Origin of the sequence: Paraburkholderia terricola, from assembly GCF_003330825.1 — a bacterium.
Taxonomy (GTDB): Bacteria; Pseudomonadota; Gammaproteobacteria; order Burkholderiales; family Burkholderiaceae; genus Paraburkholderia; species Paraburkholderia terricola.
This window is the reverse complement of record NZ_CP024941.1, coordinates 3104392-3130296: the sequence shown is the minus strand read 5'-3', so window position 1 is coordinate 3130296 and position 25905 is coordinate 3104392. Positions and strand designations below refer to the sequence as shown.

Sequence of the window (25905 nt, the reverse complement as noted above, 5' to 3'; positions counted from 1 at the left end):
CGTGTCCGAGGCTGAGATTCTTGAGCGCATCCGCGCCATTTTCAAAGAGAACTTCGCGATCGAGCCCGAGCGTGTCACGCCCGAGGCGCATCTGTTCGAAGACCTCGATCTCGACAGCATCGACGCCGTCGACCTCGCGATCAAGCTGCAGGAAATGACCGGCCGCCGCATCAAGCCCGAGGAGTTCAAATCGGTGCGTACCGTCGGCGACGTGATCGTTGCCGTCGAATCGCTGCTGGCGGCACAGGGCTGATGCATTCCGTGCGTCCGCGAATGCAGGCGGCGTCGGACCGGGTCGCGCAGGCCTCGCCTCGCGCGGGGCGCCATTGGGCCAAAACCGTCCTGCAGGTGCTGTTGAAACTCGCGTATCCCGCGCTGATCCTGTGCGCGTGGCGCTGGGACACGCCGCGCTATGTCGGCTGCATGCTGTTCGCGATCCTGTGGCTGCAGCGCTGGGCCGGCAGCGGCCCGGTCGCGACTTCGCTGCGGCGTCTTTCGACGATCGACTGGACCGTGGTCGGCTTGCTGAGTTGCGCGTCCGCGGCGATCGTCTTCACCAACAGCGAATTGTTGTTGCGCCTCTATCCGTCGCTCGTGAATCTCGGTTTGCTGATCGCGTTCGGCGCGACGCTCGTGCGCGGGCCGACGATGATCGAAAAATTTGCGCGCCTGGGCAATCCGGATCTGCCGCCTCGCGCGGTGCGCCATACGCGGCGCGTGACCCAGGTATGGTGCGTGTTCTTCGCGCTGAACGGCGCGTTCTCCGCTTATACGGCGCTGTACTGGAGCCGCGCGAGCTGGTCGCTCTATAACGGCGCGATCGCCTATGGGCTGATCGGCGTGCTGCTGGTAGCCGAAGTGATCTGGCGTTATCTCGTGGTGCTGCCGCGCGCCGCGCGTTCGGAGGCCGCATGATCGCGCTGCATGATCTGTTGACGGCCGAGGCTTCGGCGGCGAATGCGCCGGTATGCCGCGATGGCGGTGCCGTGCTCGATCGCACGGCGTTTCGCGCGCGCGTCTCGGCATTGGCCGCGTTGGTGCGGGAGCGGTCCGCGCAGCGCTACGCGTTGTGCATCGACGATCCGTTCGATTTCTCGTGCGCGCTGTTCGCGCTGTTCGCGTGCGGCAAGGAGCCGGTGATTCCGGCCAATGCGACGCCGGGCTATCTGGCCGATCTCGCCGACGCCTACGATGTGGTGTTGAGCGACGCCGACCTGCCGCCCTTCGTGTGGGATGCTGCTGCCAACGCCAACGCCAACGCCAACGCCAACGCCAACGCCAACGCCAACGCCAACGCCAACGCCAACGCCAACGCCAACGCCAACGCCAACGCCAACGCCAACGCCAACGCCAACGCCAACGCCAACGCCAACGCCAACGCCAGCGCCAGCGCCAGCGCCAGCGCCGCCGATGCGTCGCGCGCCGCACCCACCGCATACACGATCGATCCGCAAGCCCGGCTCACGCTCTACACCTCGGGCAGCAGCGGCCGTCCCAAACCGATCCGCAAGACGCTCGCGCAATTCAACGCCGAAGTGCACACGCTGGAACAGCAGTGGGGCGCGCTGGTCGGCGACGCGACCATGCTCGCGAGCGTCCCGCATCATCACATCTACGGCCTGCTGTTTCGCGTGCTGTGGCCGCTGGCGGCGGGCCGCGCGTTCGACCGCGCGGTCAGCATCGAACCCTTGCATCTGCAAACGCAGATCGGGCACTGCGGCGCGACCGTGGTGGTCTCGACGCCCGCGCAACTGTCGCGCTGGCCCGCGCTGCCCGGCTTCGCCGCGTTGACGCCCGCGCCGCGCGCGTTCTTCTCGTCGGGCGGGCCGCTCGCGCTGGAAGCCGCGCAGGAATATGCCGCGGCCTTCGGCGCCGCGCCGCTCGAAATCTACGGCAGCACCGAAACCGGCGGCATTGCGTGGCGTCGCCAGGATCAGGGCGACGCATGGCGACCGGTGACCGGCATCGAAGTGCGCCGCGACGAAGACGGCGCGCTGAACGTCCGCTCGCCGCATCTCGATCACGACGGCTGGCATCGCACCGACGACAAGATCGCGTTCGACGCCGACGGCCGTTTCCGTCTGCAAGGCCGGCTCGATCGCGTGCTGAAGCTCGACGGCAAGCGCGTCTCGCTGCCGGAACTCGAAGCGCGGCTCGCGTTGCATCCGTATGTCGTGCAAGCGGCGATCGTGCCGCTCGAAGGCGCTTCGCGCGAGCGCGTCGGCGCCGTGGTGGCGCTGACCGAAGCGGGCAGCGCGGCGTTGCGCGACCAGGGCCGCGTGCTGCTCGCGAAAACGCTGCGCCGTCATCTCGCTGAATATTTCGATGTGGTGGTGCTGCCGCGCCACTGGCGGTTTCGCGTGACCTTGCCGTTCGACGCGCGCGGCAAGCTGCCGGTCGCCGCGGTGGCGGCGGCTTTCGAGCCGCGCGCCGAGGGCGTGGAAGTGCTCGCCGAAGCGCGCAGCGGCGATACGCTGCATTACGAGCTGCGCGTGCCGCCGACGCTCGCGCATTTCGCCGGCCACTTCCCCGGGCTGCCGATTCTGCCGGGCGTGGTGCAGGTGGATTGGGCAATGCGTCTCGCCGCCGATCATCTGCCGGCCGTCAGCGCGGTTGCGTCGATCGACCGCCTGAAGTTCATGGCGCCGGTGCCGCCCGGCGCGGTGCTCGATCTCACGCTGGCTCACGACGCCGCGCGCCGGCGCGTGCAGTTCAGTTATCGGCTGAGCGGCCGCGACTGCGCATCCGGTGTGATCGTGTATCGGGAGCCCGCGTGATGAACTTCGCTCCGTGCATCGTCATTCCGATCTACAACCACAAGGACGCGATCGGCGCGACCGTCGCCCATCTCGCGGTGCACGGCTTGGCCGTTTTCGTCGTCGACGACGGCAGCGATGAACCGACCCAACACGTGCTCGCCGCGCTCGCGCGGCAATACGCGGGGCAACTCACGCTGCTGCGTTTGCCGGTCAACGGCGGCAAGGGCGCGGCGGTGATGGCGGGGCTGCGCGCCGCGCGCGCGGCGGGCTACACGCACGCGTTGCAGATCGACGCCGACGGCCAGCACGACGCCACCGACGTGCCCCGTTTCATCGACGCCGCGCGCGCCGAACCAGGCGCGGTGATCCTCGGCCGACCGGTCTACGACGAGAGCGTGCCGAAAGCGCGCCTCTACGGCCGCTATCTGACGCACGTGTGGGTGTGGATCGAAACGCTCTCGCTGACGATCCGCGATTCGATGTGCGGCTTTCGCCTCTATCCGCTCGCGCTGGCCTGCGATCTGATCGACCGCGTGCGGTTGCCGACGCGCATGGACTTCGACATCGAGATTCTCGTGCGCCTCTACTGGCGGCGCGCGGCGTTCCGTTCGATTCCGACGCGCGTCACGTATGCCGCCGACGGCGTCTCGCATTTCGACGTGCTGTGGGACAACGTGCGCATCAGCCGCAGTCATACGCGGCTCGTGTTCGGCATGCTGTGGCGTCTGCCGATGCTGCTCGCGCACAAGCTGATGCCGCGCCGCTCTGCAACCGCAACCGCAACCGCAACCGCAACCGCAACCGCAACCGCAACCGCAACCGCAACCGCAACCGCAACCGCAACCGCGGAAAGCCCGCAAGACTGGTGGCGTATCGCCGAACGCGGCTCTCACCTCGGCATGTCCTTGCTCGCGCTCAGTTGCAAGCTGTTCGGCCGACGCTTCACCTCGCTCTGGCTGCATCCGATCGTCGCGTATTTCCTGCTGACGGGCCGCGCCGCGCGCGAGGCGTCGCGCAACTACTTCAGACGTCTCGGCGAGGCCGCGCCGCAAGACGATACGCCGCGCCCCGGCTGGCTGTCCGCCTACCGGCACATGCTGGCCTTCGCGCAATCGGGCTTCGACAAGCTCGCCGCATGGTCGGGCCGCGTGAATACCGCCGACGTCACGTTCGAGGATCCTTCCGCGTTCGAGGCATTGGTCGCAAGCGGCAAGGGCGCGCTCGTGATCGGCGCGCATCTCGGCAACCTGGAAATGACTCGCGCGCTCGCCGCGCGCGGCGCATACGCGAAGGTCACGGCGGTCGTCTATACGGAGCACGCGCGGCGTTTCAATAGCGTGCTGGCGTCGGCCAACAGCGAGTTCGCCCGGCATCTGCTCGAAGTCAGCGACTTCGGACCGGAGACCGCGATGATGATGCAGGAGCGTGTCGATGCGGGCGAGCTGCTGGTGATCGTCGGCGACCGCGTTCCCGCGCACGAGGCGGGCCGCACCACCGAAGCGCAATTTCTCGGCTCGGCCGCGCCCTTCGCGCAAGGCCCCTACGTGCTCGCGCATGCGCTGGGCTGTCCGGTCTATCTGTTCTTCTGCCTGAAAGAGCGCGGCGGTTATCGGCTGTATTTCGAGCCGTTCGCCGAACGCATCGAGTTGCCGCGCCGCGAACGCGCGCAGCATCTCGCCGCGTGGGCGCAGCGCTACGCGGCGCGGCTCGAACACTATTGCCGCAAGGCTCCTTATCAATGGTTCAATTTCTTCGATTTCTGGGCCAGCCCCAAGCGAGGCGCGAATGGCCGAACGTGATCTGATCGAAACGCCGAGCGCGAGCGCAAACGAAAACGCAAATGCAGACCCGGTGGTGATCGGCGCGCGCAAGCTGACGATCGAAGAGGTCGTCGCGATCGCGCATCATCGCGCGCCGGTTGCGTTGAGCGCCGATCCGGCGTGGCGCGCGCGCATTCAGCGCGGCGCGGATTTCCTGCGCCGTCATCTGGCGGCGAGCGCGACCGTCTACGGCGTGAACACCGGTTACGGCGACGCATGCGTGGTCGACGTGCCGATGGAACTGGTCGAAGCCTTGCCGCTGCAACTGACGCGTTATCACGGTTGCGGCATGGGCCGGCATCTCGACGACGCGCAAACGCTGGCCGTGATCGCCGCGCGGCTCAACTCGCTCGCCTATGGGTTTTCCGGCGTGCGCCCCGTATTGCTCGAACGCCTTGCCGACCTGATCAATCATCGCGTGCTGCCGCGCATTCCGTCGGAAGGCTCGGTGGGCGCGAGCGGCGATCTGACGCCGCTCTCGTATGTGGCCGCGGCGCTCGCGGGCGAGCGCGAGGTGATGTTCGAAGGCCGCTTGCGCGATGTGCGCGACGTGTGGAGCGAACTCGGCCACGCGCCGCTCACGCTCGCGCCGAAGGAAGGTCTCGCGTTGATGAACGGCACTGCGGTGATGACGGGCCTCGCCTGTCTCGCGTTTGCCCGCGCCGATCATCTGACGCGGCTCACCGCGCGCCTGACCGCGCTCTCCACGGTGGCGCTGGACGGCCGCGCCGCGCACTTCGACGCCATGCTGTTCGAAGTGAAGCCGCACGCCGGCCAGGCCGAAGCCGCTGCGTGGATTCGCGACGATCTGAGCGGACGCGACGATACGCCGGGGCATCGTCTGCAAGACCGCTATTCGATTCGTTGCGCGCCGCATGTGATCGGCGTGGCGCGCGACGCACTGTCATGGGTGCGCCGCGACGTCGAGAACGAGCTGAACAGCGCGAACGACAATCCGCTGATCGATCCCGACAACGAACGCGTGCTGCACGGCGGCAACTTCTACGGCGGTCATATCGCGTTCGCAATGGACTCGCTGAAGGTCGCGGTCGCCAATCTCGCCGATCTGATGGACCGTCAGCTTGCGCTGCTGGTCGACGTGAATTTCAACAACGGCTTGCCGCGCAATCTGTCGGGCGCCGCGCCCGCGCGCGCCGCGATCAATCATGGCTTCAAGGCCGTGCAGATTTCGTCGTCCGCGTGGACGGCCGAGGCGCTGAAGAACACGATGCCCGCGAGCGTCTTTTCGCGTTCGACCGAGGCGCACAACCAGGACAAGGTCAGCATGGGCACGATCGCCGCGCGCGACTGCTTGCGCGTGCTCGAATTGACCGAGCAGGTCGCCGCCGCGCATACGCTCGCAACGGTGCAAGCCGCGCGTCTGCGTTTGAAGATCGATAGCGCCACGCCGATTCCCGCGCCGCTGCAAGCGTTTATCGACAGCGTGAGCGCGCAGTCGCCATTCGTCGACGAAGACCGCGCGTTGGAAAACGAACTGCGCGCGCTGACCGCGCGCATCGCCGCATGCGAATTGCTGCACGACTATCGCGGAGGCGCGAACGCATGACCCGCTCTCGCAAAACGCTCACGGCAAGCGCGATGGTCGAAGTGCCGTTTCACGATGTCGACGCGATGAACGTGTGCTGGCACGGCCACTATCTGAAGTACTTCGAGATTGGCCGCGCGGCTTTGTTGCGCGCGTTCGATTACGACTATCGCGAGATGCAGGCCTCGGGTTATCTATGGCCGATCGTCGAGGCGCATCTGAAGTATGTGCGGCCCGCGACTTACGGTCAGCGGATCGAAGTCCGCACCGAACTGCTCGAACACGAAAACCGCCTGAAAATAGGCTATGAAATCGTCGATTGCGGGTCCGGCACGCGGCTGACGAAGGGCTACACGATCCAGGTCGCCGTCGACGCCGCGACGCAGGAGTTGCAGTTCGTGTCGCCGCCGGTCGTGTTCGCCAAGCTGGAGCGCGTATGGGGACGATGAAGTTGCGCCGTACGGCAGCGGGCCGCCTGATCGCATTGAGCGTGGCAAGCATGGCAAGCGCGGCATGCTTGCTGAGCGTATCGGCCATCGTGACCTGGCCGGCCGCGGCCCGCGCCGCGGAAACAACGCCCGCCGGCAACCCCGCCCTGGTCTCCCAAATCGCTTCACACCTCGCGCAAGCCAAAGGCGTGCGTGCGCAATTCACGCAAACCCAGACGCTTGCCGCGATGAAGCAGCCGCTCGTCAGCACCGGCTCGCTGCTGTTTTTCCGCGAGCGTGGCGTGATCTGGCGGATCGACACACCGTACCAGGCCACCTATGTGATCACCGATACCGGCGTGGCCGAAGTCGACGCCAACGGCCGGCGCGTGACGGCCCGCGGCGCGCAAGGCACGCGCGGCGTCGCGCAAGTTTCGAAGATGATGCGCGCGATGCTCGGCGGCGATCTGTCGGCGCTGTATTCGCAATTCGACGTGCAGGCCGAGGGCAGCGCCGCGCAATGGCGCATGCAGCTCACGCCGAACCAGCCGCAAATCGCGCAATCGATCAAGGGCTTGCAGATGAATGGCGGCGACTATCTGCAAAGCTTGCGCATCACGCTCGCGAACGGCGACATCACGAAGCTCGACTTCGCGAAGAGCGCGGCGGTGACCGAACTCGCGCCGGCTGAGCGCACGCTGCTCGGAGCGCCGTGATGGACATGCTGCAACAGCGATCCGCGAAACAGGTGTGGGGCATACGTGCCGCATGGCTGTTGCTCGCGCTCGTCGCGTCGCTGTATAGCGGCTGGCGTTTCGCGGGACCGTCGCCATTGCAGACCAATCTGCTCGCCTTGCTTCCCGCGACCGAAGCGGACCCCGTCGCCGAAAAAGCGGTCGATACGCTCGCGAGCGCGCTCGGCGACCGCACGGTTTTTCTCGTCAGCAGCAACGATGACGCGCACGCGAAAGCGGCGGCGAAGCAGTTCGGCGCGTCGCTGCAAAAGAGCGGGGCGTTCGGCTCGGTCACGGCGGAGTTGCCGCCGTTCGATTTGTCGCGGATCGCCGCCTTGTACATGCCGTACCGCTTCGGTTTGCTGACGCCGTCCGACCGCGCGGCCCTGGCGACGAGCAATGCGTCGAGCGCCACGGCGGGCGACGCTCCGAAAGCAGCCCCGCGTTCCGCTGGAAGTCCCCTTGCGGGACACTCCGAAGAAAATGCTCCCAAGGCGCTGGCGGGCATGCTCGCCCAACGCATCTACAGCCCCTTGCGCGGCGGCCTGACCACGCCGCTCGCCGACGATCCGTTCGGCTGGCTCGAACATTGGCTCGGCGGCCTGCCGCTCGCCACGTCGAATCTCGAACTCGAAGACAACATGCTGGTCGCGCATCGCGGCGCCGAGACCAGCGTGCTGATCGTCGCCACGTTGCCGGGCTCCGCCTACGAATCGAAAACTCAACACGCCGTGCTCGCCGCGCTCGCCCAAGGCGAAAACGCGTTGAAGCAGGCGTTCCCCGACGTCTCGGTCGCGCGAACCGGCGCCGTGTTCTACGCCGAATCGGCGCGCAGCGCCTCCGAACACGAGGTGCATCTGATCGGCGTGGCGTCGCTGTGCGGCATCGCGTTGCTGATGATGTGGGTGTTCCGCTCGCCGCGTCTATTGCTGCTCGGTTTCGTGTCGACGGCGCTCGGCATCGTCTGCGCGCTCGCCGTGACGATGCTGGTGTTCGGCAAGCTGCATCTGTTGACGCTCGTGTTCGGTGCGAGCCTGATCGGCGAAGCGGTCGATTACTCGATCCAGTACTTCGTCGTGTATCTCGGCGCGCAGCGCGATTGGGATTCGCGCCGCGGCGCGCGCACGGTGCGCCCGGCATTGACGGTCGCGTTGACGACGAGCCTGCTCGGTTACGCGATCCTCATGTGGGTGCCGTTTCCCGCGCTCAAGCAGATCGCGTGTTTCGCGATCGCGGGCATCGTGACGGCGTTCGCGTCCGTGCTGTGGCTACTGCCCGCGCTGCTCACGCACGCGCCGAAGCGCAGTCCGCAGCGCCTCTTTGCCGGCGCGGCGCGCGGGCTGACGGTATGGCATCGCGCGATTGGCGGCAAGCGCGCGTGGTTCGTGGCGGCGCTGTTGCTGATCGTCGCGATTCCCGGCTGGCTGCGGCTCACTAGCGACGACGACATCCATCTGCTGATCGAGCGCGATCCATCGCTCGTCGCGCAGGAGGACAAAGTGCGCGCGGCGGTCGGCGTGGATAACAGCGCACAGTTTTTCGTCGTGCGCGGCGAGACGCCGGAACGCGTGCTGCAACGCGCCGAAGCGTTGGGCGCGAAGCTCGATGCGTTGAGCGGCACCGCGAACCAGGTCGGCGGCTATCAATCGGTGGCGCAGTTCGTGCCGTCCGCGAAACAGCAGACCGAAGACCGCGCGTTGCTCGCACGGCACGTATTCGACGATCCCGCCGCGTTGCGCGCCACGCTGCTGCAAGCGGGCTTCAAGGACGAAGTCGCCGATGCGTGGCTCGCCGCGTTCGCGCAACCGCAGCCCTTGCTGACGGTGGATAAATGGCTCGCCGCGCCCTGGTCGCAACCGTACAGGCATCTCTGGCTGGGCGAAGTCGATTCGAACACGCAAGCCTATGCGGCCGTGGTGATTCCGCAAGGCGTCACACCGCGCAACGAAGCCGCGCTGATCGCCACCGCCCAGGCGGTGCCGGGCGTCGCTTTCGTCGACAAGGCGGCGAGCGTGTCGAAGCTGTTCGGCGCATACCGCGTGGACAGCGGCTGGTGGCTCGGCGGCGCGCTGGCGCTGGTGCTCGTGCTGCTGATGCTGCGCTACGGCCCGCGCGGCGGCATCGCCGTCACCTTGCCGGTCCTGCTCGCGGTGGGCGTCACACTCGCGGTGTTCGGCTACGCGCGCGTCCCGCTCAATCTGTTCAACTGGCTCGCCTTGATGCTGGTGCTTGGCGTCGGCGCAAACTATGCGGTGTTTCTGCGCGAAGGCTGTTTGCGCGCGGACGCGGATCTCGGCGCGGTGTGGACGGGCGTGCTGCTCTCGGCGGCCACCACGCTGCTGTCGTTCGGCATGCTCGGCATGAGCGCGATGCCGGCGTTGAAGAGCTTCGGCGCGACGCTCGCGCTCGGCATCGCGGTATCGGTGCTGCTCGCGCCGATCGGCATGCCATCGGAATCAAGGAGGCTCGCATGAATGCGCCATCGGTTTATTTGCACGCGCTCGGCATGATCAATGCGCTCGGCGGCGACCTCGACCGGATCGTTCCCGCGCTCGCCGCCGCTCGCGCGCCCGGCATGGCGAACGCGCACACGGGCATCGGCGAGGCGTTCGTGGGCAGCGTGCTCGCGCCGCTCGATCTGGCGCCGCCCGCCGCGCTCGCCCGTTACGACTGCCGCAATAACCGCTTGCTGCTGGCCGCGCTCGCGCAGATCGCGCCCGCGGTCGACGCCGCGCGCGAGCGCTTCGGCGCGGATCGGATCGGCGTGGTGCTCGGCACCAGCACGTCGGGCATCGAAGCGGCCGAGGCCGCGTTCGTCTATCAGGCCCAGGCGGGCGATTTGCCAGCCAACTTCAATTACCGGCAAATGGAAATCGGCACGGCCGCGCCGTTCGCCGCCGCCGTGCTCGACCTGCATGGCCCGGCGTTCACGATTTCGACCGCTTGCACGTCGAGCGCGAAGGCGTTCGCGTCGGCGCGCCGGCTGCTGCAACTGCAACTGTGCGATGCGGTGGTGGTGGGCGGCGTCGATTCATTGTGCGAGTTGACGGTGCAGGGTTTCGCGTCGCTGGAATCGACCAGCGGCGTGCGCACCAATCCGATGAGCCGCAACCGTTGCGGGATCAACGTGGGCGAGGGCGCGGCCGTGTTTCTGATGAGTCGCGACGAAGCGGCGGTGCGGCTCGCGGGCGTCGGCGAATCGAGCGACGCGCATCATATTTCGTCGCCCGATCCCACTGGCGCAGGCGGCGAACTCGCGTTGCGCGGGGCGCTGGCCGATGCGGGCATCGCGCCGTCGGCGATCGGCTACGTGAATCTGCACGCCACCGCCACGCGCAAGAACGACGAGATGGAAGCGCATCTGATGGCGCGCGTGTTCCCCGGCGGCGTGGCGGCCAGCGGCACCAAGCCGTTGACCGGCCATCAACTCGGCGCGGCCGGCGCGACCGAGCTCGGCTTCGCATGGCTCACGCTCGCGCGCGACGATGTCGCGCTGCCGCGTCATCTCTGGGACGGCGAGGCCGACCCCGCGCTGCCCGCGCTCGATCTCGTCGAGAGCGAACGCTTCTTGCCGCGCGGCGTCGGCGAGCAGTACGTGATGAGCAATTCGTTTGCGTTCGGCGGCAGCAATGTCAGCCTGATTCTCGCCCGATGATTCTTGCCCGATAATGCGCGCGATGAACCCGACGCCAACTCCCCAGGAACTGATCGATCAACCGATCGAAGCGATCATCCCGCATCGCGGCACCATGCTGCTGCTCGACGCGGTGAGCAGTTTCAGCGAAGAGACGCTGAGCGCGCGCGCCACCGTGCGCGCCGACGCGTGGTATGCGAACGCCGAGGGCGCGATGCCCGCATGGATCGGCATCGAGCTGATGGCGCAGGCGATCGCCGCGCACGTCGCGTTGCTGGCCATGCGCGGCGGCGGCCGCGCGCGTCCCGGCGTGCTGCTCGGTTCGCGCAGCTACAAGGCGTTGCAGGCGTCGTTCGCGGGCGGCGCACAATTGCTGATCCACGCCACCGAACTGCTGCGCAGCGAGGAAGGCCACGGCGCGTACGAATGCACGATCCACGATGGCGACGTGTGCTGCGCCGAGGCGGTGATCAAGGTGTTTCAACCGGCCGATTTTCAGTCATTCATCGAAGGGAGTTTCAGTTCATGAGCCGGCGTGTTCTCGTTACCGGCGCAAGCCGCGGCATTGGCCGCGCGATTGCGTATCAGTTGGCCGCCGACGGCTTCGCCGTCTCCGTGCATTGCCGCACGGGACGCGCCGAAGCCGAGGCGGTCGCGACGGGCATCGCCGCGCAAGGCGGCACGGCGCGCGTGCTGCAATTCGACGTGCGCGAGCGCGCCGTGTGCCGCGAGGTGCTCGAAGCGGACGTGGCGGCGCACGGCCCGTATTACGGCATCGTGTGCAGCGCGGGCGTGACGCGTGACGCCGCGTTCCCCGCGCTCACCGAGGAAGACTGGGACATCGTGATCGAAACCGGTCTCGACTCGTTCTACAACGTCGTCCATCCGCTGACCATGCCGATGGTGCGCGCGCGCAAGGGCGGGCGCATCGTCACGATCGCGTCGGTGTCGGGCGTGATGGGCAATCGCGGCCAGGTCAACTACAGCGCGGCCAAGGCCGGTTTGATCGGCGCGACCAAGGCGCTTGCCGTCGAACTGGCGACGCGCAATATCACCGTCAATTGCGTGGCCCCGGGACTGATCGAAACCGGCATGCTCGACGACATGCCGCTCGAACACGCATTGAAAACGGTGCCGATGAACCGCGTCGGCCAGCCTGCCGAGGTGGCGTCCGTGGTCAGCTTCCTGATGTCGGATGCGGCCTCCTATGTCACGCGCCAGGTGATCGGCGTCAACGGCGGGATGGTGTGATGAAGCGCGTCGTCATTACCGGCATGGGCGGCGTGACCGCGTTCGGCGATAGCTGGGACGTCATCGAAACGCGCCTGAAGAGCGGCGTGAACGCGGTGCGGCGCATGCCCGAATGGGATTACTTCGAATCGCTGCATACGCGGCTTGCGTGTCCGCTGCCGGCGTTCAACGCGCCCGCGCACTATCCGCGCAAGAAAACGCGCTCGATGGGGCCGGTCTCCCTGTACTCGGTGCGCGCGAGCGAACTGGCGTTGATGGACGCCGGCCTCGCCGAAGACGCGAGCATCAAGGACGGCCGCATGGGCGTCGCCTACGGTTCGTCGTCGGGCTCGGTGCAGCCGATTCGCGCGTTCGGCACGATGCTCGAAACCGGCTCGATGAGCGACGTCACGTCGAACAGCTACGTGCAGATGATGCCGCACACGGCGGCGGTCAACGTGAGCCTGTTCTGGGACCTGAAAGGGCGGATCATTCCGACCTCGTGCGCGTGCGCGTCGGGCAGCCAGGCGATCGGCTACGCGTATGAAGCGATCCAGGCCGGCAAGCAGACGCTGATGCTGGCGGGCGGCGCGGAAGAACTGTCGGGCCCGGCGGTCGCCGTGTTCGACACGCTGTACGCCACCAGCACGCGCAACGACGCGCCGCATCTCACGCCGCGTCCTTTCGACGCCGCGCGCGACGGCCTCGTGGTCGGTGAAGGCGCGGCCACGCTGGTGCTGGAGGAGTACGAACACGCGGTGGCGCGCGGCGCGCGGATTCACGCGGAGATCGTCGGCTTCGGCTGCAATTCGGACGGCGCGCACATGACCCAGCCGACCGCCGAAACGATGGCGCTCGCGATGCGGCTCGCGCTCGCCGACGCGCAACTGCCGCCGCAAGCGATCGCCTATGTGAACGCGCACGGCACTTCGACGGATCGCGGCGACATCGCCGAAAGCCATGCGACCGCGCAGACCTTCGGCGAGCGCATGCCGATCAGTTCGCTCAAGAGCTACGTCGGCCACACGCTCGGCGCGTGCGGCGCGCTCGAAGCGTGGTGGACCATCGAGATGATGAAGCGCAACTGGTATGCGCCGACCTTGAATCTCGCGAACGTGGACCCGGCTTGCGCGCCGCTCGATTACATCGTCGGCGCGGGGCGCGAGATCGACGCCGAGCATGTGATGAGCAACAACTTCGCGTTCGGCGGCATCAATACGTCGCTGATTTTCAGGCGCGTTCGATGAGCGTGGCGGCACAACGCAAACTGCAACGCGTGGTCGTGACCGGCATGGGCATCGTGTCGTGCCTCGGCAATACGCTCGACGAAGTGTCCGCCGCCTTGCGCGCGGGCCGCTCGCGCATCCAGCGGATCGACGCGTGGCGCGAGCGCGGCTTCGCCTCGCAGGTGGCGGGCGTCGCCTCGGTCGCGCACGAGGCGCCGTTCGAGCGCAAGCTCGAACGCTTCATGGGCGACACCGCGCGTTTCGCGTGTCATGCCGCGCGCCAGGCGATCGCCGACGCCGGGCTCGACGCCGCCGCGCTGCATTCGCCGCGCGCCGGCGTGGTGATCGGCTCGGGTGTCGGCGCGATGGCGAGTTACGACGCGGCGATGGCGATCGCGCATGCGCGCGGCGTCGAGAAAGTGCCGCCGTACACGGTGCCGCAGGCGATGAGCAGCACCGCGTCGGCGAATGTCGCGCAGGTGTTCGGGCTCGAAGGCGTCGGCTATTCGCCGTCGTCGGCGTGCACGACCTCGGCGCTCGCGCTCGGCCAGGCGATGCAACTGATTCAGAGCGGCCGTCAGCAGATCGTGCTGGCGGGCGGCAGCGAAGCGCTGCACGACAACATGACGCTGATGTTCGATGCGATGGGCGCGTTGTCGCGGCACTTCAACGACACGCCGCAAGCGGCGTCGCGTCCTTATGACACCGCGCGCGACGGCTTCGTGATCGCCTCGGGCGGCGGCGTGCTGGTGCTCGAAGCGCTGGAGCATGCGCTGGCGCGCGGCGCGCGCATCCACGCGGAGCTGACGGGCTTCGGCGAGTGCACGGACTCGGCGGGCATGGTCGCGCCGCGTGCGGCGGGGATCGCGCGCGCGATGCGCGGCGCGCTCGACGAAGCGGGCAAGCGGCCCGACTACGTCAACACGCACGCGCCGTCGACGCCGCTCGGCGACATCGAGGAACTGCGTGCGTTGAACGCGGTATTCGACGTGGCGTCCGGTGGCGAGGTTCCGGCGTTCTCGTCGACCAAGGGCATGACCGGGCATCCGCTCGGCGCGTGCGGCGCGCACGAGGCGATCTACACGCTGCTGATGATGGGCGACGGTTTCATCGCGGGCACGGCGGGCATCGAAACGCCGGAGCCCGATGTCGAACGCATGCCGCTCGTGCGAACGACGCGCGCTGCGCGTATCGACACGGCGATGTCGGTGTCGTTCGGGTTCGGCGGCAGTTGCGCGAGCCTGATGTTTGAAGCATGGCAGGGCGGCTGACACGGCCGCATTCGAAAAATCGAGGGTGACAAAAATGAAAAAAGCTTTGGTATGGGGCGCAGTGGCGGCCGTGGTGCTCACGCAAGCGGGCTGCGCGACGCAGGTGAAGTCGCTGCCGCTCGCGGCGGCGGGCGGCGAATCGCCCGGCGGCGTGGCGGTGAATGCCGGCAAGCAGGATCGCCCGGCGGTGAAGAGCCAGGTCGGCGGCGTGCCGGTGTATTTCGGCAAGCAGGATCATCCGGCGGTGAAAAGCGAACTCGGCGACGTGTCGTATTCCGTGCGGATCGCCCGCAAGGTATCGAGCCCGGACGACGCCTGCCATGAAGCGCTCGCCGAGGCGGTGCAGAAGCTGCGCGCGGCGGCACGCGAGCGCAACGCCAATGCCGTGATCGACGTGTCGACGCGCTTTCACAGCAGCGAAAGCAACTCGGCGACCGAGTTCACTTGCGGTGTCAGTCCGAGCGCCGCCGCGATCGCGGTGAGCGGCCGGCTCGTCGTGCTCGAAGCGAACTGAGCCGAATAAAAAACAGAACACTTGACCAACAAAAACCAACGAGGAACCTCAATGAAACGCCATCTGATGTGTGCCGCGCTGTTCGCTTCGTTCGCCGTGCTGGGCAGCGCGCCGGTTTTTGCCCGCGACACGGTCGGCAACTATCCGGTCGAAGAGGCGCTGAAAAGCGAGCCGGGCAAGGTCGGCGACGACATCCCGCTGTATTTCGCGGGCCAGCGGCATCCGGCCGTCATCAAGACGATCGGCGAGTTCGCCACCAACAAGAAGACCAACGCGTTCGGCAAGAGCGACGTGGCGGCTTGCCAGCACGTGTTTCTGTCGGCGGTGATCGAATTGCAGGACCGCGCGCGCAAGGAAGGCGGCAACGCGGTGATCAACATCAAGAGCAACTACAAGAACGAAGTGCGCGAGAGCGCGACCGAGTTCACGTGCGGCGCGGGTGCGGTGATCGCGGGCGTCGCGCTGAAGGGCGATGTGGTGACGTTGCGCAAGTAAGCGCAAGTAAGCGCAGGTGCGGAGGCGAGGCGGTGGCGCGGCCACCGCCTCGTGAGATGTTCCAGGCCGTCAATCCGCCGTGACGGCCGCCACATTGACGAGCGTCTCGCGACGCTTGCCGGGCTGCGGACGGTACAGGCCGAGACGTTCGAGCAGGCCGAAGTCTTTCGCGCGGCTCCACCAGAGATAAGGCAGTGAAACGTTGCGTTGCCCGAACGCAAAACCGCCGCGGCGAATCATATCGAGGTAGCCGTCGGCGCTCTTTTGCACCTGCATCGGATGACGGAACAGCAGCCGGATCACCCACGATTTGATGTACGCGTCGGTGGATTCGGCGAACAGCAGAAGGCCGCCCGGTTTCAGCACGCGGCGGAACTCGGCGAGCGCGCGCTCCTGCTCGACGAGATGATGGAAGGTTTGATGGCAAAACACGATATCGGCGCTTGCATCGGGCAACGGCAATTGGGCGCAGTCGCCGTGCAGCAGTTCGATATCGGCGAGCTTGTCGCGGCACGCGTTGGCCGCATTGGCGGCGAGCGCCAGCGACGGCTCGTGAAAGTCGATGCCGATGATGCGTTGCGGTTTGAACGCGTTGGCGAGCAGGCGAAACGATATGCCTTGCCCGCAGCCGACGTCGACGATCACCGGCGCGGTGGGCAAGGGCGCATCGATCAGGCGCTTGAGGTCGTTGATCGCGACGCGCAGCACATGATGTTCCCACGTATGGGTACGCAGGAACCAGATCCCGAAGGCCGTTTCCGGCACGAAAGGCACGCTGGATGTTTCGGATGGCGACACGCTGGGCTCCCGGCGAAATATTTGTTTTTACGGTCGACGCGAATTGTAACGAGAAGTAAGGATGCAGCGTAACGCTGTTCGCGGCAAGTACATGATTGAGGTTAATTTGGATACACATTCGTCACGGCGCACGGCGGTCGACGTCGCGATCATCGGCGCAGGTCCGGCGGGCGCTGTCGCGGCGGCGCTGCTGCGCAAGGCGGGCCGCTCGGTGCTGGTGCTGGAGCGCCAGCACTTTCCGCGCTTCTCGATCGGCGAGAGCCTGCTGCCGCAAAGCATGACCTACCTCGAGGAAGCGGGCATGCTGCAGGCGGTGGTCGAGGCCGGCTTCCAGTACAAGAACGGCGCGCATTTCGTCTACCGCGATCAGTCGTCGTCGTTCGACTTCCGCGACAAGCATTCGCCGGGGTGGGGCACCACGTATCAGGTCGAGCGTGCGGTGTTCGACGACATCCTGATCCGCTGCGCGGCGCGGCAAGGCGCCGACGTGCGCTTCGGTCACACGGTGCGCGCGATGCACACCGGCGCGACGCCGCTCGTCGATGTGGTCGATGAAGCCGATCATGCGTATCAGGTCGAAGCGCGTTTCGTGCTGGACGCGAGCGGCTTTGGCCGCGTGCTGCCGCGCTTGCTGAGTCTCGAAGCGCCCACGCGCATGCCGACGCGCGCCGCGATCTTCACGCATGTGCGCGACGGCATTCCGGCCGGCGCGACCGACCGCGACAAGATTTGCGTCGCGACGCATCCCGAGCGCCGCGACGTGTGGTTCTGGATGATTCCGTTGGCCGGCGGCCGCTCGTCGGTGGGCTGCGTGGCGGAGTCGAGTTTCCTGGATGTGCCGGAGGCGGAGCGCGAAGCCAAACTGCGCGGGTTGATCCAGCAGGAGCCGACGCTCAACCGTTTGATCGGCAACGCGCCGTTCCTGATGCCGGTGCGGCAGATCGGCGGCTATGCGGCGAACGTCGAGCGTTTGCATGGGCCGGGTTATGCGCTGCTCGGCAATGCGGGCGAGTTTCTGGACCCGGTGTTCTCATCCGGCGTGACGATCGCGCTGCGCTCCGCGCATCTCGCGGTGCAGACCTTGAACCGGCAATTGAACGGTGAGCCGGTCGACTGGTCCGCCGATTACGATGTGCCCTTGCGCAAGGGGATCGATACGTTCCGCGCATTCGTCGAGCGCTGGTACACCGGCGAGTTGCAGGACATCATCTACTACCCGGACCAGACGCCGTCGATCCGGCGCATGATCAGCGCGGTGCTGGCGGGTTATGCATGGGACGAATCGAATCCGTATGTGGCCGATCCGGTGCGTCGATTGAATGCGCTGCATGAGGTGTGCACCCAGCGTTGACCGCGCTCTACGGCGGGGAAAATGCAAACGGCGCTTCGGAGAAACGAAGCGCCGTTTTTTTACCTGCAAGCGATTTTGCTTCAGGCCGCGATTCTCGCCGCACGCGGCGCAAGCTGGCGCACATCGTCGCGGCGATGCACGCGCCTGCCGGCCGCATAGGTTTCATAGACGGCGCGATCGTCGCCGAGCAGCGCGAACGCGAACAGCAGTTCTTCCAACGACTCCGTGCGCGCCGTGCGGCGCGCGAGCAGCGGCGTCGCTTGCGGATCGAGCACCACGAAGTCGGCTTCGGACTTCGGCTTCAACGTGCCGACTTTATCCGCTAGATCGAGCGCTTCGGCCGCGCCCGCGGTGGCGAGATAGAACATGCGTGTGGCCGTCAGATGATGACCGCCCAAACGCGCGACCTTATGCGCTTCGTTCATCGTTTGCAGCATCGAGAACGACGTGCCGCCGCCCACGTCGGTGGCGAGCGCGATCGGCATGCCGGCTTTGTCGGCCTTGTCGAAGTCGAACAGGCCGCTGCCGAGGAACAGGTTCGAGGTCGGGCAGTGCGACGCGACGGCGCCGGTCTGCGCCATGCGCTTGCGGTCTTCGTCGTCGAAATGGATGCAATGGCCGTACACCGCGCGGCGGCGCAACAGGCCGTAGTGATCGTAAATGTCCAGATAGCTGCGGTGGCCGGGGAACAGATCGGCGACCCATTTCACTTCGTCGGTGTTTTCCGCGACGTGGCTCTGGATAAAGACATCGGGATGCAGGCGGGCGAGCGTGCCGCATGCTTCGAGTTGCGCTTCGGTCGAGGTAGGCGCGAAACGCGGCGTGAGCGCGTACATCTGACGGCCCCGGTCGTGCCAGCGGCCGATCAGTTCGGCGCTGTCGTCGTAGCCCGATTGCGCGGTGTCGCGCAGAAACTCGGGGCAGTTGCGATCCATCAGCACCTTGCCCGCCACCATGCGCAGATTGCGCGCTTCGCTCTCAGTGAAGAGCGCATCCGCCGATTCCTTATGAACGGTGCAATACACGAGCGCGGTGGTCGTGCCGCAAGCCAGCAGTTCGTCGACGAAAAAACTCGCCGTCTCGCGCGCATGAGCCGGATCGCTGAAGCGGCGCTCGGTGGGGAACGTGTAGGTGTCGAGCCACGGCAACAGCCCCGGCGCCGGCGACGCGATCATGTCGGTCTGCGGAAAGTGGATGTGCGTGTCGATGAAGCCCGGCACGATCAGCTTGTCGCGCATCTCCCGTACTTGCGTGCCGGGCGCGAGCCGCGACGCGAGCGCCGCATACGCGCCCGCCGCGACGACGTGGCCGTTCTCGACGATCAGCAAGCCGTCCTCGTTGAAGACCACGGCATTGGACGAGTGCGCGGGATCGCCGTTGAAGGTCAGCAGTTGCGCGCGGAATGCTGATTGGGCCGCTGCTTCAGGCGCCGCGTTGGCCGCGTTGGTCGCTTTAGCCGCTTTAGGCGATTGAGTCATGGAAAAACCGTCTCCGAATGTGAAAAGCCGAACAGCGCGGACGGCGGCTTTATCCCGGCTCGCAAGGAACCCCAGCCGCCGCCGGCTGCCGTGCGCTGGCCCGTCAGTGCGAGCCGTTCCGATGCCAGTACGCGTCGAGCTTCGCGATCAGGTCGCGGCGTTCCTCGGGCGTGACGAACGACGCTTCGAAGCCATTGCGGATGATCGTGTAGACCTCGGCATCGTTGAGCTTCAACGCGTCGATGGTGGCGAAGTAGTTGGCGTTCACGTAGCCGCCGAAGTAAGCCGGATCGTCGGAGTTCACCGTCACCGCGACGCCGCTATCGAGCAGGTCCTTCAGCGTGTGCTTGGTGAGGTCGTCGAACACGCACAGCTTGAGGTTCGACAGCGGGCACACGGTCAACGCCACGCGCGTATCCGCGAGGCGCGTGACCAGCGCCGGGTCCTCGATGCTGCGCACGCCGTGATCGACGCGGTCCACCTTCAACAGATCGAGCGCTTCGTAGATATACGAAGGCGGTCCTTCCTCGCCCGCATGCGCGACGAGCTTCAGGCCGAGCGCGCGCGCCCTGGCAAAGACGCGCTCGAACTTGGAAGGCGGATGGCCGCGCTCCGACGAATCGAGGCCGACGCCGATCAGACGATGCCTGTACTGCTCGAACAAAGGCCGCGCCTCGTCGAAGGTGGCGAGCGCGTCTTCCTCGGACAGATGGCGCAGGAAGCACAAAATCAGCTTGCTCGTCATGCCGCGCTTTTCCGCGTCCGCGAGCGCGCGTTCGATGCCGGCCACGACAGTCGCGATCGGCACGCCGCGTTCGGTGTGGGTCTGCGGGTCGAAGAAAATTTCGCTGTGAACCACGTTGTCGGCGAGGCAGCGTTCCACGTACGCGGTGGTCATGTCGTAGAAGTCCTGCTCGTGCAGCAGCACGCTCGCGCCGGCGTAATAGATGTCGAGGAACGATTGCAGGTCGGTGAACGCATACGCGGCGCGCAACGCTTCGATCGAATCGTAGGCGAGCTTCACGCCGTTGCGTTCGGCTAGCGCGAAGATCAGTTCGGGTTCGAGCGAGCCTTCGATATGGATATGCAGTTCGGCCTTCGGTGCGCGAGCGGTTTTCTCGGCGAGCGATGTCGGGGTGGCGGTCGTTGTTTTCATGGTGGTTCAAAAGTTCGTTAGCGTTAGACCGTTTGCGTGGCGTGACGCGGGTTCGCGTTCGCCTCGACGGCCTGCAACAATTGCGCGGCCGCCGAGATCGCGATGATTTCCGGCGACTTGTCGAGAATGCCGTCGACGCCGAGCGGGCACTTCATTCGCGCGATCCGCGACGGGTCGATGCCGCGCGCGGCGAGCCGATGCTCGAACTGCTTGCGCTTGCTGTACGAGCCGATCATGCCGAAGAACGCGAAGTCGCCGCGCCGCAAGATGCGCTCGGCCAGTTCGAGATCGCGCGCATGGTTGTGCGTCATCACGATGAAGTAGGTGTTCGGCGCGGCCTGATCGATGGCTTCGTCGGGGGCGTCGTTCGGATCGAGCTTCACGTTCGGCGCGTGCAGCGATGCCGCGGAGGGAAACTGCGCATCGCGTTCGTCGACCCAGCGCACGTTGCACGGCAGCGTGGCGAGCACGCGAACCAGCGCGGCGCCCACGTGCCCGGCGCCGAACAGCACGACCGGAAAGTCGCGCGGCGCGATGGTTTCGGTGAGCAGCGCGCCGCTGCCGTCGAAACCGGCGCCGTCCCACAGCAGGCAGTCGGCGGCATCCACACCCGGCTCGGGATCGGACAGCATCACCGCATCCGGGGCGGGGCCGAATGATACGCTGCGCACCGTCGAAAGACCGGCGGCCACGCGCTTCGCAAGCGACGTGATCCAGCCGAGGTCGCCGATGTCGAGCCGCTCGAACGCGAGGATCACGGCGCCGCCGCAGCATTGGCCGAGACTGGGGCCGAGCGCGAAACGTTCGAGCCGGCGCATGTGCGGCGAGCGCATGCCGTCGCGCAACACCTGGCGCGCGGTCTCGATGGCCTTCCATTCGAGGTGCCCGCCGCCGATCGTATGTTTCGCCGAGTCGCGCGTGACGATCATCTTGGTGCCGGCACCGCGAGGCGCCGAACCTTCGACGCGCGCGACCGTCACCAGCACGGCGGCGTCGCCGTGCGCGAGCAGTTGTTGCAGGTCAGGCAGCCAGGCTTGCATCCGGCGGTTCTCCGTGCGTGGCCGTGCGGGGGTGTCCGTGCGGCCGGTTGAGTGCGGCGTGACGCGTTCGTGTCGCGTCGGGCCTTGGTATCGTTTATCAAGCTGTCGTGTCGGTTGTTGCTGGCTGGGTTGCGGGCTGCGTTGCGAGTTCGTTCGCAGCGGGCGCTTGCAGTGCTTCCAGGGCATCCAGAATCGCTTCAGGCGTGGCCGGCGCGCGCAGCGGCGGCGCGGGTTGGGCACCGGCCGTGATACCAGGCGCCGCAGCCGCGATCGCGTCGCGAATCGCGAGGAACACCGAGAACGGCAGCAGCAAGGGCGGCTCGCCGACCGCCTTCGAACGGAACACGGTCGGCTCGGCGTTGCGGTTCTGATAGAGCCGCACATGGAAAGCGGCCGGCGTGTCGCTCACGGCGGGAATCTTGTAGGTGGACGGCGCGTGGGTCATTAGACGGCCATCGCGGTTCCACCACAACTCTTCGGTGGTGAGCCAGCCCATGCCCTGAATGAAACCGCCTTCCACCTGACCGATGTCGATCGCCGGATTGATCGATTGACCGGCGTCGTGCAGCAGGTCCGCGCGCAGCAGTTTCCATTCGCCGGTCAGCGTGTCGATCACGACCTCCGACACCGCCGCGCCATACGCGAAATAATAAAACGGGTGACCGGTCAGCGTTTTCGCATCCCAATGCACTTTCGGCGTGGCGTAGAAACCGTCGGACCACAATTGCACGCGCGCCAGATACGCGGCGCCGACCAGTTGCTCGAACGGCATCGCACCGCCATTCACCGACACCTCGCCGTGGGCGAATTGCACCGCTTCCGCGGTGCCGCCGAGTTGTTTGGCCGCGAGATCCGCGAGCCGTGCGCGAATCGCGCGAGCCGCGGCTTCGGCGGCTTTGCCGTTCAGATCGCTGCCGGTGGAGGCCGCGGTGGCGGAGGTATTCGCGACCTTCGACGTATCGGTCGCCGTCACGCGCACGCGCGAAAGCGGCACGCCGAATTCGTTCGCCACGACTTGCGCGACCTTGGTGTTGAGCCCCTGGCCCATCTCGGTGCCGCCGTGATTGACGAGCACGGAGCCGTCTTTATACACATGCACCAGCGCGCCGGCCTGATTCAGAAACGGCACGTTGAACGAGATGCCGAACTTGACCGGCGAGAACGCGAGGCCGCGCTTGAGCACCGGACTGTTCGCGTTGAACGCGGCGATCGCCGCGCGGCGCGCGCGATAGTCGCTGGTGGCGAGCAGTTCGTCGGTGAGCGGCGCGATGATGTTGTCCTCCACGCGCTGACCGTACGGCGTCGTGTCGCGTTCGCCGATGCCGTAGTAGTTGGCCATGCGCACGTCGAGCGGATCGCGATTCAATTGACGCGCGATGCTGTCGAGCATCACTTCGATCACCAGCGCGCCTTGCGGTCCGCCGAAGCCGCGAAACGCGGTATTCGACTGCGTGTTGGTCTTGCAGCACAGCGCGACGATGTCGACGTCGGACAGGTAGTACGCGTTGTCGAAGTGACAAACCGCACGCGTGGCGACCGCGCCGGACAGGTCCGCCGAATAGCCGGCTCGCAACGCGATTTCGACGCGCGCGCCGAGAATGCGGCCTTGATCGTCGAAGCCCGCTTCGTATTCGTAGACCGCGTCGTGCCGCTTGCCGGTGATCATGAAATCGTCGTCGCGATCGGCGCGCAGTTTGACCGGGCGGCGCAGCAGTTTCGCCGCGAGCGCCGCCACGCACGCGAACAGCGCCGATTGCGATTCCTTGCCGCCGAAGCCGCCGCCCATGCGCCGGCATTCGCACACCACGTTGTGCGCGGGCCAGCCGAGCATGTGCGCGACCACCTGCTGCATTTCGCTCGGATGCTGCGTCGAACTATGGACGAGCATGCCGTCCATTTCCTTCGGCACCGCGTAGGCGATCTGGCCTTCGAGATAAAACTGCTCCTGGCCGCCGACTTCGAACCTGCCGGTGATCCTGTTGGGCGCGGCGGCGATTTTCGCCTCGGGGTCGCCGCGCTTCAGATGCAGCGGCGGCAGCACGAACTGCTTCGCCGCCTTCGCGTCGGCGGGCGTGAGAATGGCTTCGAGCGGTTCGTAGCGGATCACGTCGTCGCTTTTGGCGAGCGCGGCGGCACGGCGGGCAAGGTCATGGCTCTCGGCGATCACGGCGAATACGGGCTGGCCGAGATACAGCACTTCATCGGCGGCGAGAATCGGATCGTCGTGCAGCACGGGGCCGCAATTGTTTTCGCCGGGGATGTCCTCGGCGCTCAGCACGGCGATCACGCCCGGCGCTTTTCTGACCGCGTCCAGATCGAGCGAGACGATGCGCGCGTGCGCATGCCGCGAGAGTCCGAGCGCCGCGTGCAGCGTGCCTTGCAGTTCGGGAATGTCGTCGGTGTAGGTCGCTTCGCCGCTCACGTGCAGCGCGGCGGATTCATGCGGCAGCGAGGCGCCGATCGCCGTTTCCTTGTTCTGAGGCGCGGCGTGCTTTCCTTCCTGCGTTCCTTCATGCTTCGCGGCGGGGTCGACAAACGCATCGGTCCGGTTCATCACGACGGCTCCTTCGCAACGGCCGCGTCCGGCGCGCCGGCTTCGAACGCGAACGCATTCACGTCGAGGAGGGCGAGCGGCGCGTCATCGCGCGTTTCCAGGTGGAAGCGCCACAGCAGGTTGCGCGCCACCTTCAGTCGATAGGCGCTCGAAGCGCGCATGTCGGTGAGCGGCTGGTAATCGGCGGCGAGTGCAGTCATCGCTTGCCGCGCGGTGCTTTCGTTCCATGTCGCGCCAGTCAGCACGGCTTCGGTTTGCGCGGCGCGCTTGGGCGTCGCCGCCATGCCGCCGAACGCGACGCGCGCTTCGCTGATCGTGCCGCTGTCGCCGTTCTTGCCGAGGCGCAGCGCGAACGCCGCGCATACCGCGGAGATGTCCTGGTCGTAGCGCTTCGAGACCTTGTAGGTGCGAAAACGCAGATCGCCCGCCGGCCGCGGCACGCGCAGCGCCGCGACGAATTCGCCCACGGCGAGCGCGGTTTTCTGGTAACCGACATAGAACGCGTCGAGCGGCAGCGTGCGCGTTTTCGCGCCGTGGCGCAGCACCACTTCGGCGTCGAGCGCGAGCAGCGCCGGCATCGAATCGCCGATCGGCGAGCCGTTCGCGATGTTGCCGCCGAGCGTGCCCGCATTGCGGATCGGCAGCGAGGCGAAGCGCGTCCACATTTCGGCCAGTTCGGGGTAATCGACGGCGAGCGCCGCGTAGGCGTCTTCGAGCGTGACGGCGGCGCCGATCGTCAGCGTTTGCGCATCGCGCTCGACCGTCTTCAGTTCGGCGACGTTGCCGATATACAGCATGTCGCCGAGATCGCGGAACTGCTTGGTGACCCACAGGCCGACGTCGGTGCTGCCCGCCAGCAGCCGCGCCTGCGGATGCTCAACGCGCAGCCTGGCGAACGCGTCGAGCGTGAGCGGCGCGTGGAAGGCGGGCGAGCCGAACGCGGCGCCGCGTGCGTCGGGCGCGCGGTATTCGAAGGTGTCATGGCGTTGCAGTTGGCGCAGCGTCTCGGCGACGGCCTTGCGGTCCAGCGTGACGCGTGGATAGTGCGGGTAGTCGAACATCTTCTGCGCCGCGTCGACGATCGGCCGGTAGCCGGTGCAGCGGCACAGATTGCCGGACAGCGCGGTGTTGACTTCATCGCGCGTGGGCAGGCCCGCGGCGGCCGGCTGATTCTCGTATAGCGCCCACATCGACATCACGAAGCCGGGTGTGCAAAAGCCGCATTGCGAACCGTGGCAATCGACCATTGCCTGTTGCACCGGATGCAGCGCGCCGTCGGCGCCGTGCAGGTCTTCGATGGTGAAGAGGGCGCGGCCGTCGAGCGTCGGCAGGAACTGGATGCAGGCATTGACCGCCTTCAGCGCGAGGCCGCCTTGCGCGTCCAGTTCGCCGACGACGACCGTGCACGCGCCGCAGTCGCCTTCCGCGCACCCTTCCTTGGTGCCGGTGCAATGCAGGTCCTCGCGCAGATGCTGGAGCACGGTGCGCGATGCGGGCACGCCCGCGACCTCACGGACGGACCCCTGGTGATAGAAGCGGATGGTTTGCGTTGTCATGGCGAATCCGAAAGACAGTGCGGACCGGGCGCGCGTTACGCATGGGGTCGGGCCGAAGCCGGCCTCGCGCACGTAGATCGCCATCCATGTCCGAAGATAGCACTAGCTTGCCCCGAAAATATTTCCCTTCTCGCATGAAGCTTATTCGGAAGCGGTCATGTGATCGGTACGATTCGCGGCAAGCCGCGAAGTTGCGGGAGATTGGGCGGGGTGCGCCGGTCGCGCTATTTGGCGCGATGCGGCAACGCCGGGGGAATTGGGGGGCAAAAAAACGCCGGACCGCGGCCGCCACGGCGGGCGGCGCGGTCCGGCGTT

Annotated in this window: 22 protein-coding genes; 16 read left to right on the top strand and 6 right to left on the bottom strand. The window is 66.7% G+C overall.

The genetic code is table 11. From position 1 onward, the window contains the following. Position 1: 1 nt before the first annotated feature. The 15 genes from CUJ90_RS13900 to CUJ90_RS13830 are packed head-to-tail and all read left to right on the top strand — an operon-like array spanning position 2 to position 15657. On the top strand, positions 2–253 hold the full coding sequence (locus tag CUJ90_RS13900) for an acyl carrier protein (protein WP_073427116.1): 252 nt from the start codon (positions 2–4) through the stop codon (positions 251–253). After that, positions 253–915, top strand: coding sequence for a COG4648 family protein (locus CUJ90_RS13895; RefSeq protein ID WP_073427117.1), 663 nt, complete (start codon positions 253–255; stop codon positions 913–915). Before CUJ90_RS13900 ends, CUJ90_RS13895 begins: the two co-directional genes overlap by 1 nt. Continuing rightward, positions 912–2777, top strand: coding sequence for an ApeI family dehydratase (locus CUJ90_RS13890; RefSeq protein ID WP_114163057.1), 1866 nt, complete (start codon positions 912–914; stop codon positions 2775–2777). The genes CUJ90_RS13895 and CUJ90_RS13890 overlap by 4 nt, the downstream gene beginning before the upstream one ends. Further along, a complete protein-coding gene (locus CUJ90_RS13885) occupies positions 2777–4558 on the top strand; it encodes a glycosyltransferase family 2 protein (protein WP_114163056.1) in 1782 nt (593 codons plus the stop codon). The genes CUJ90_RS13890 and CUJ90_RS13885 overlap by 1 nt, the downstream gene beginning before the upstream one ends. Further along, positions 4545–6146 carry an HAL/PAL/TAL family ammonia-lyase gene (locus CUJ90_RS13880; protein ID WP_114163055.1) on the top strand — a complete coding sequence of 534 codons (1602 nt, stop codon included), beginning with the start codon at positions 4545–4547 and terminating at the stop codon, positions 6144–6146. The genes CUJ90_RS13885 and CUJ90_RS13880 overlap by 14 nt, the downstream gene beginning before the upstream one ends. Continuing rightward, the gene (locus tag CUJ90_RS13875) at positions 6143–6574 is read left to right on the top strand and encodes an acyl-CoA thioesterase (RefSeq protein ID WP_114163054.1); all 432 of its coding nucleotides are present in this window, start codon (positions 6143–6145) and stop codon (positions 6572–6574) included. Before CUJ90_RS13880 ends, CUJ90_RS13875 begins: the two co-directional genes overlap by 4 nt. Further along, positions 6562–7269, top strand: a complete 708-nt coding sequence (locus CUJ90_RS13870; protein WP_114163053.1) for a LolA family protein — start codon at positions 6562–6564, stop codon at positions 7267–7269. The genes CUJ90_RS13875 and CUJ90_RS13870 overlap by 13 nt, the downstream gene beginning before the upstream one ends. Then, complete coding sequence (locus CUJ90_RS13865) at positions 7269–9761, top strand: MMPL family transporter (RefSeq protein ID WP_114163052.1); 2493 nt, start codon at positions 7269–7271, stop codon at positions 9759–9761. The genes CUJ90_RS13870 and CUJ90_RS13865 overlap by 1 nt, the downstream gene beginning before the upstream one ends. After that, positions 9758–10942, top strand: a complete 1185-nt coding sequence (locus CUJ90_RS13860; protein WP_114163051.1) for a beta-ketoacyl-[acyl-carrier-protein] synthase family protein — start codon at positions 9758–9760, stop codon at positions 10940–10942. The genes CUJ90_RS13865 and CUJ90_RS13860 overlap by 4 nt, the downstream gene beginning before the upstream one ends. A 22-nt stretch (positions 10943–10964) precedes the next feature. After that, positions 10965–11450 carry a hotdog family protein gene (locus CUJ90_RS13855; RefSeq protein ID WP_114163566.1) on the top strand — a complete coding sequence of 162 codons (486 nt, stop codon included), beginning with the start codon at positions 10965–10967 and terminating at the stop codon, positions 11448–11450. Further along, complete coding sequence (locus CUJ90_RS13850) at positions 11447–12172, top strand: 3-ketoacyl-ACP reductase FabG2 (RefSeq protein ID WP_073427125.1); 726 nt, start codon at positions 11447–11449, stop codon at positions 12170–12172. The genes CUJ90_RS13855 and CUJ90_RS13850 overlap by 4 nt, the downstream gene beginning before the upstream one ends. Next, positions 12172–13398 carry a beta-ketoacyl-ACP synthase gene (locus CUJ90_RS13845; protein ID WP_114163050.1) on the top strand — a complete coding sequence of 409 codons (1227 nt, stop codon included), beginning with the start codon at positions 12172–12174 and terminating at the stop codon, positions 13396–13398. Before CUJ90_RS13850 ends, CUJ90_RS13845 begins: the two co-directional genes overlap by 1 nt. Further along, positions 13395–14648, top strand: a complete 1254-nt coding sequence (locus CUJ90_RS13840; RefSeq protein WP_114163049.1) for a beta-ketoacyl-[acyl-carrier-protein] synthase family protein — start codon at positions 13395–13397, stop codon at positions 14646–14648. The genes CUJ90_RS13845 and CUJ90_RS13840 overlap by 4 nt, the downstream gene beginning before the upstream one ends. Before the next feature lie 34 nt (positions 14649–14682). Then, a complete protein-coding gene (locus CUJ90_RS13835) occupies positions 14683–15162 on the top strand; it encodes a signal peptidase (protein WP_114163048.1) in 480 nt (159 codons plus the stop codon). A 51-nt stretch (positions 15163–15213) separates the two neighbouring features. Further along, complete coding sequence (locus tag CUJ90_RS13830) at positions 15214–15657, top strand: excinuclease ABC subunit A (RefSeq protein ID WP_114163047.1); 444 nt, start codon at positions 15214–15216, stop codon at positions 15655–15657. A gap of 69 nt (positions 15658–15726) precedes the next feature. On the opposite strand, the gene CUJ90_RS13825 is transcribed toward CUJ90_RS13830, so the two are convergent. After that, positions 15727–16455: a class I SAM-dependent methyltransferase gene (locus CUJ90_RS13825; RefSeq protein WP_114163046.1), complete on the bottom strand. Its 729-nt coding sequence runs from the start codon at positions 16453–16455 to the stop codon at positions 15727–15729. Between the two features lie 91 nt (positions 16456–16546). Here CUJ90_RS13825 and CUJ90_RS13820 point away from each other — a divergent pair, with 91 nt between their 5' ends. After that, complete coding sequence (locus CUJ90_RS13820) at positions 16547–17806, top strand: NAD(P)/FAD-dependent oxidoreductase (protein WP_208645222.1); 1260 nt, start codon at positions 16547–16549, stop codon at positions 17804–17806. A gap of 80 nt (positions 17807–17886) precedes the next feature. Here the strand turns inward: CUJ90_RS13820 and guaD are convergent, their stop codons facing one another. From guaD to xdhA, 5 genes are all read right to left on the bottom strand, one after another. Next, a complete protein-coding gene (gene guaD / locus CUJ90_RS13815; RefSeq protein ID WP_114163045.1) occupies positions 17887–19284 on the bottom strand; it encodes a guanine deaminase in 1398 nt (465 codons plus the stop codon). A 103-nt stretch (positions 19285–19387) separates the two neighbouring features. Further along, positions 19388–20440 carry an adenosine deaminase gene (locus CUJ90_RS13810; RefSeq protein WP_073427132.1) on the bottom strand — a complete coding sequence of 351 codons (1053 nt, stop codon included), beginning with the start codon at positions 20438–20440 and terminating at the stop codon, positions 19388–19390. A gap of 23 nt (positions 20441–20463) precedes the next feature. Then, positions 20464–21480 (bottom strand): xanthine dehydrogenase accessory protein XdhC, encoded by a 1017-nt coding sequence (gene xdhC / locus CUJ90_RS13805; RefSeq protein ID WP_114163044.1) that lies wholly within the window; start codon positions 21478–21480, stop codon positions 20464–20466. Positions 21481–21577: 97 nt separating this feature from the next. Beyond that, positions 21578–24034, bottom strand: a complete 2457-nt coding sequence (xdhB, locus tag CUJ90_RS13800) for a xanthine dehydrogenase molybdopterin binding subunit (protein WP_114163043.1) — start codon at positions 24032–24034, stop codon at positions 21578–21580. Further along, positions 24034–25590 (bottom strand): xanthine dehydrogenase small subunit, encoded by a 1557-nt coding sequence (xdhA, locus tag CUJ90_RS13795; RefSeq protein WP_208645221.1) that lies wholly within the window; start codon positions 25588–25590, stop codon positions 24034–24036. The genes xdhB and xdhA overlap by 1 nt, the downstream gene beginning before the upstream one ends. Positions 25591–25905: the final 315 nt, after the last annotated feature.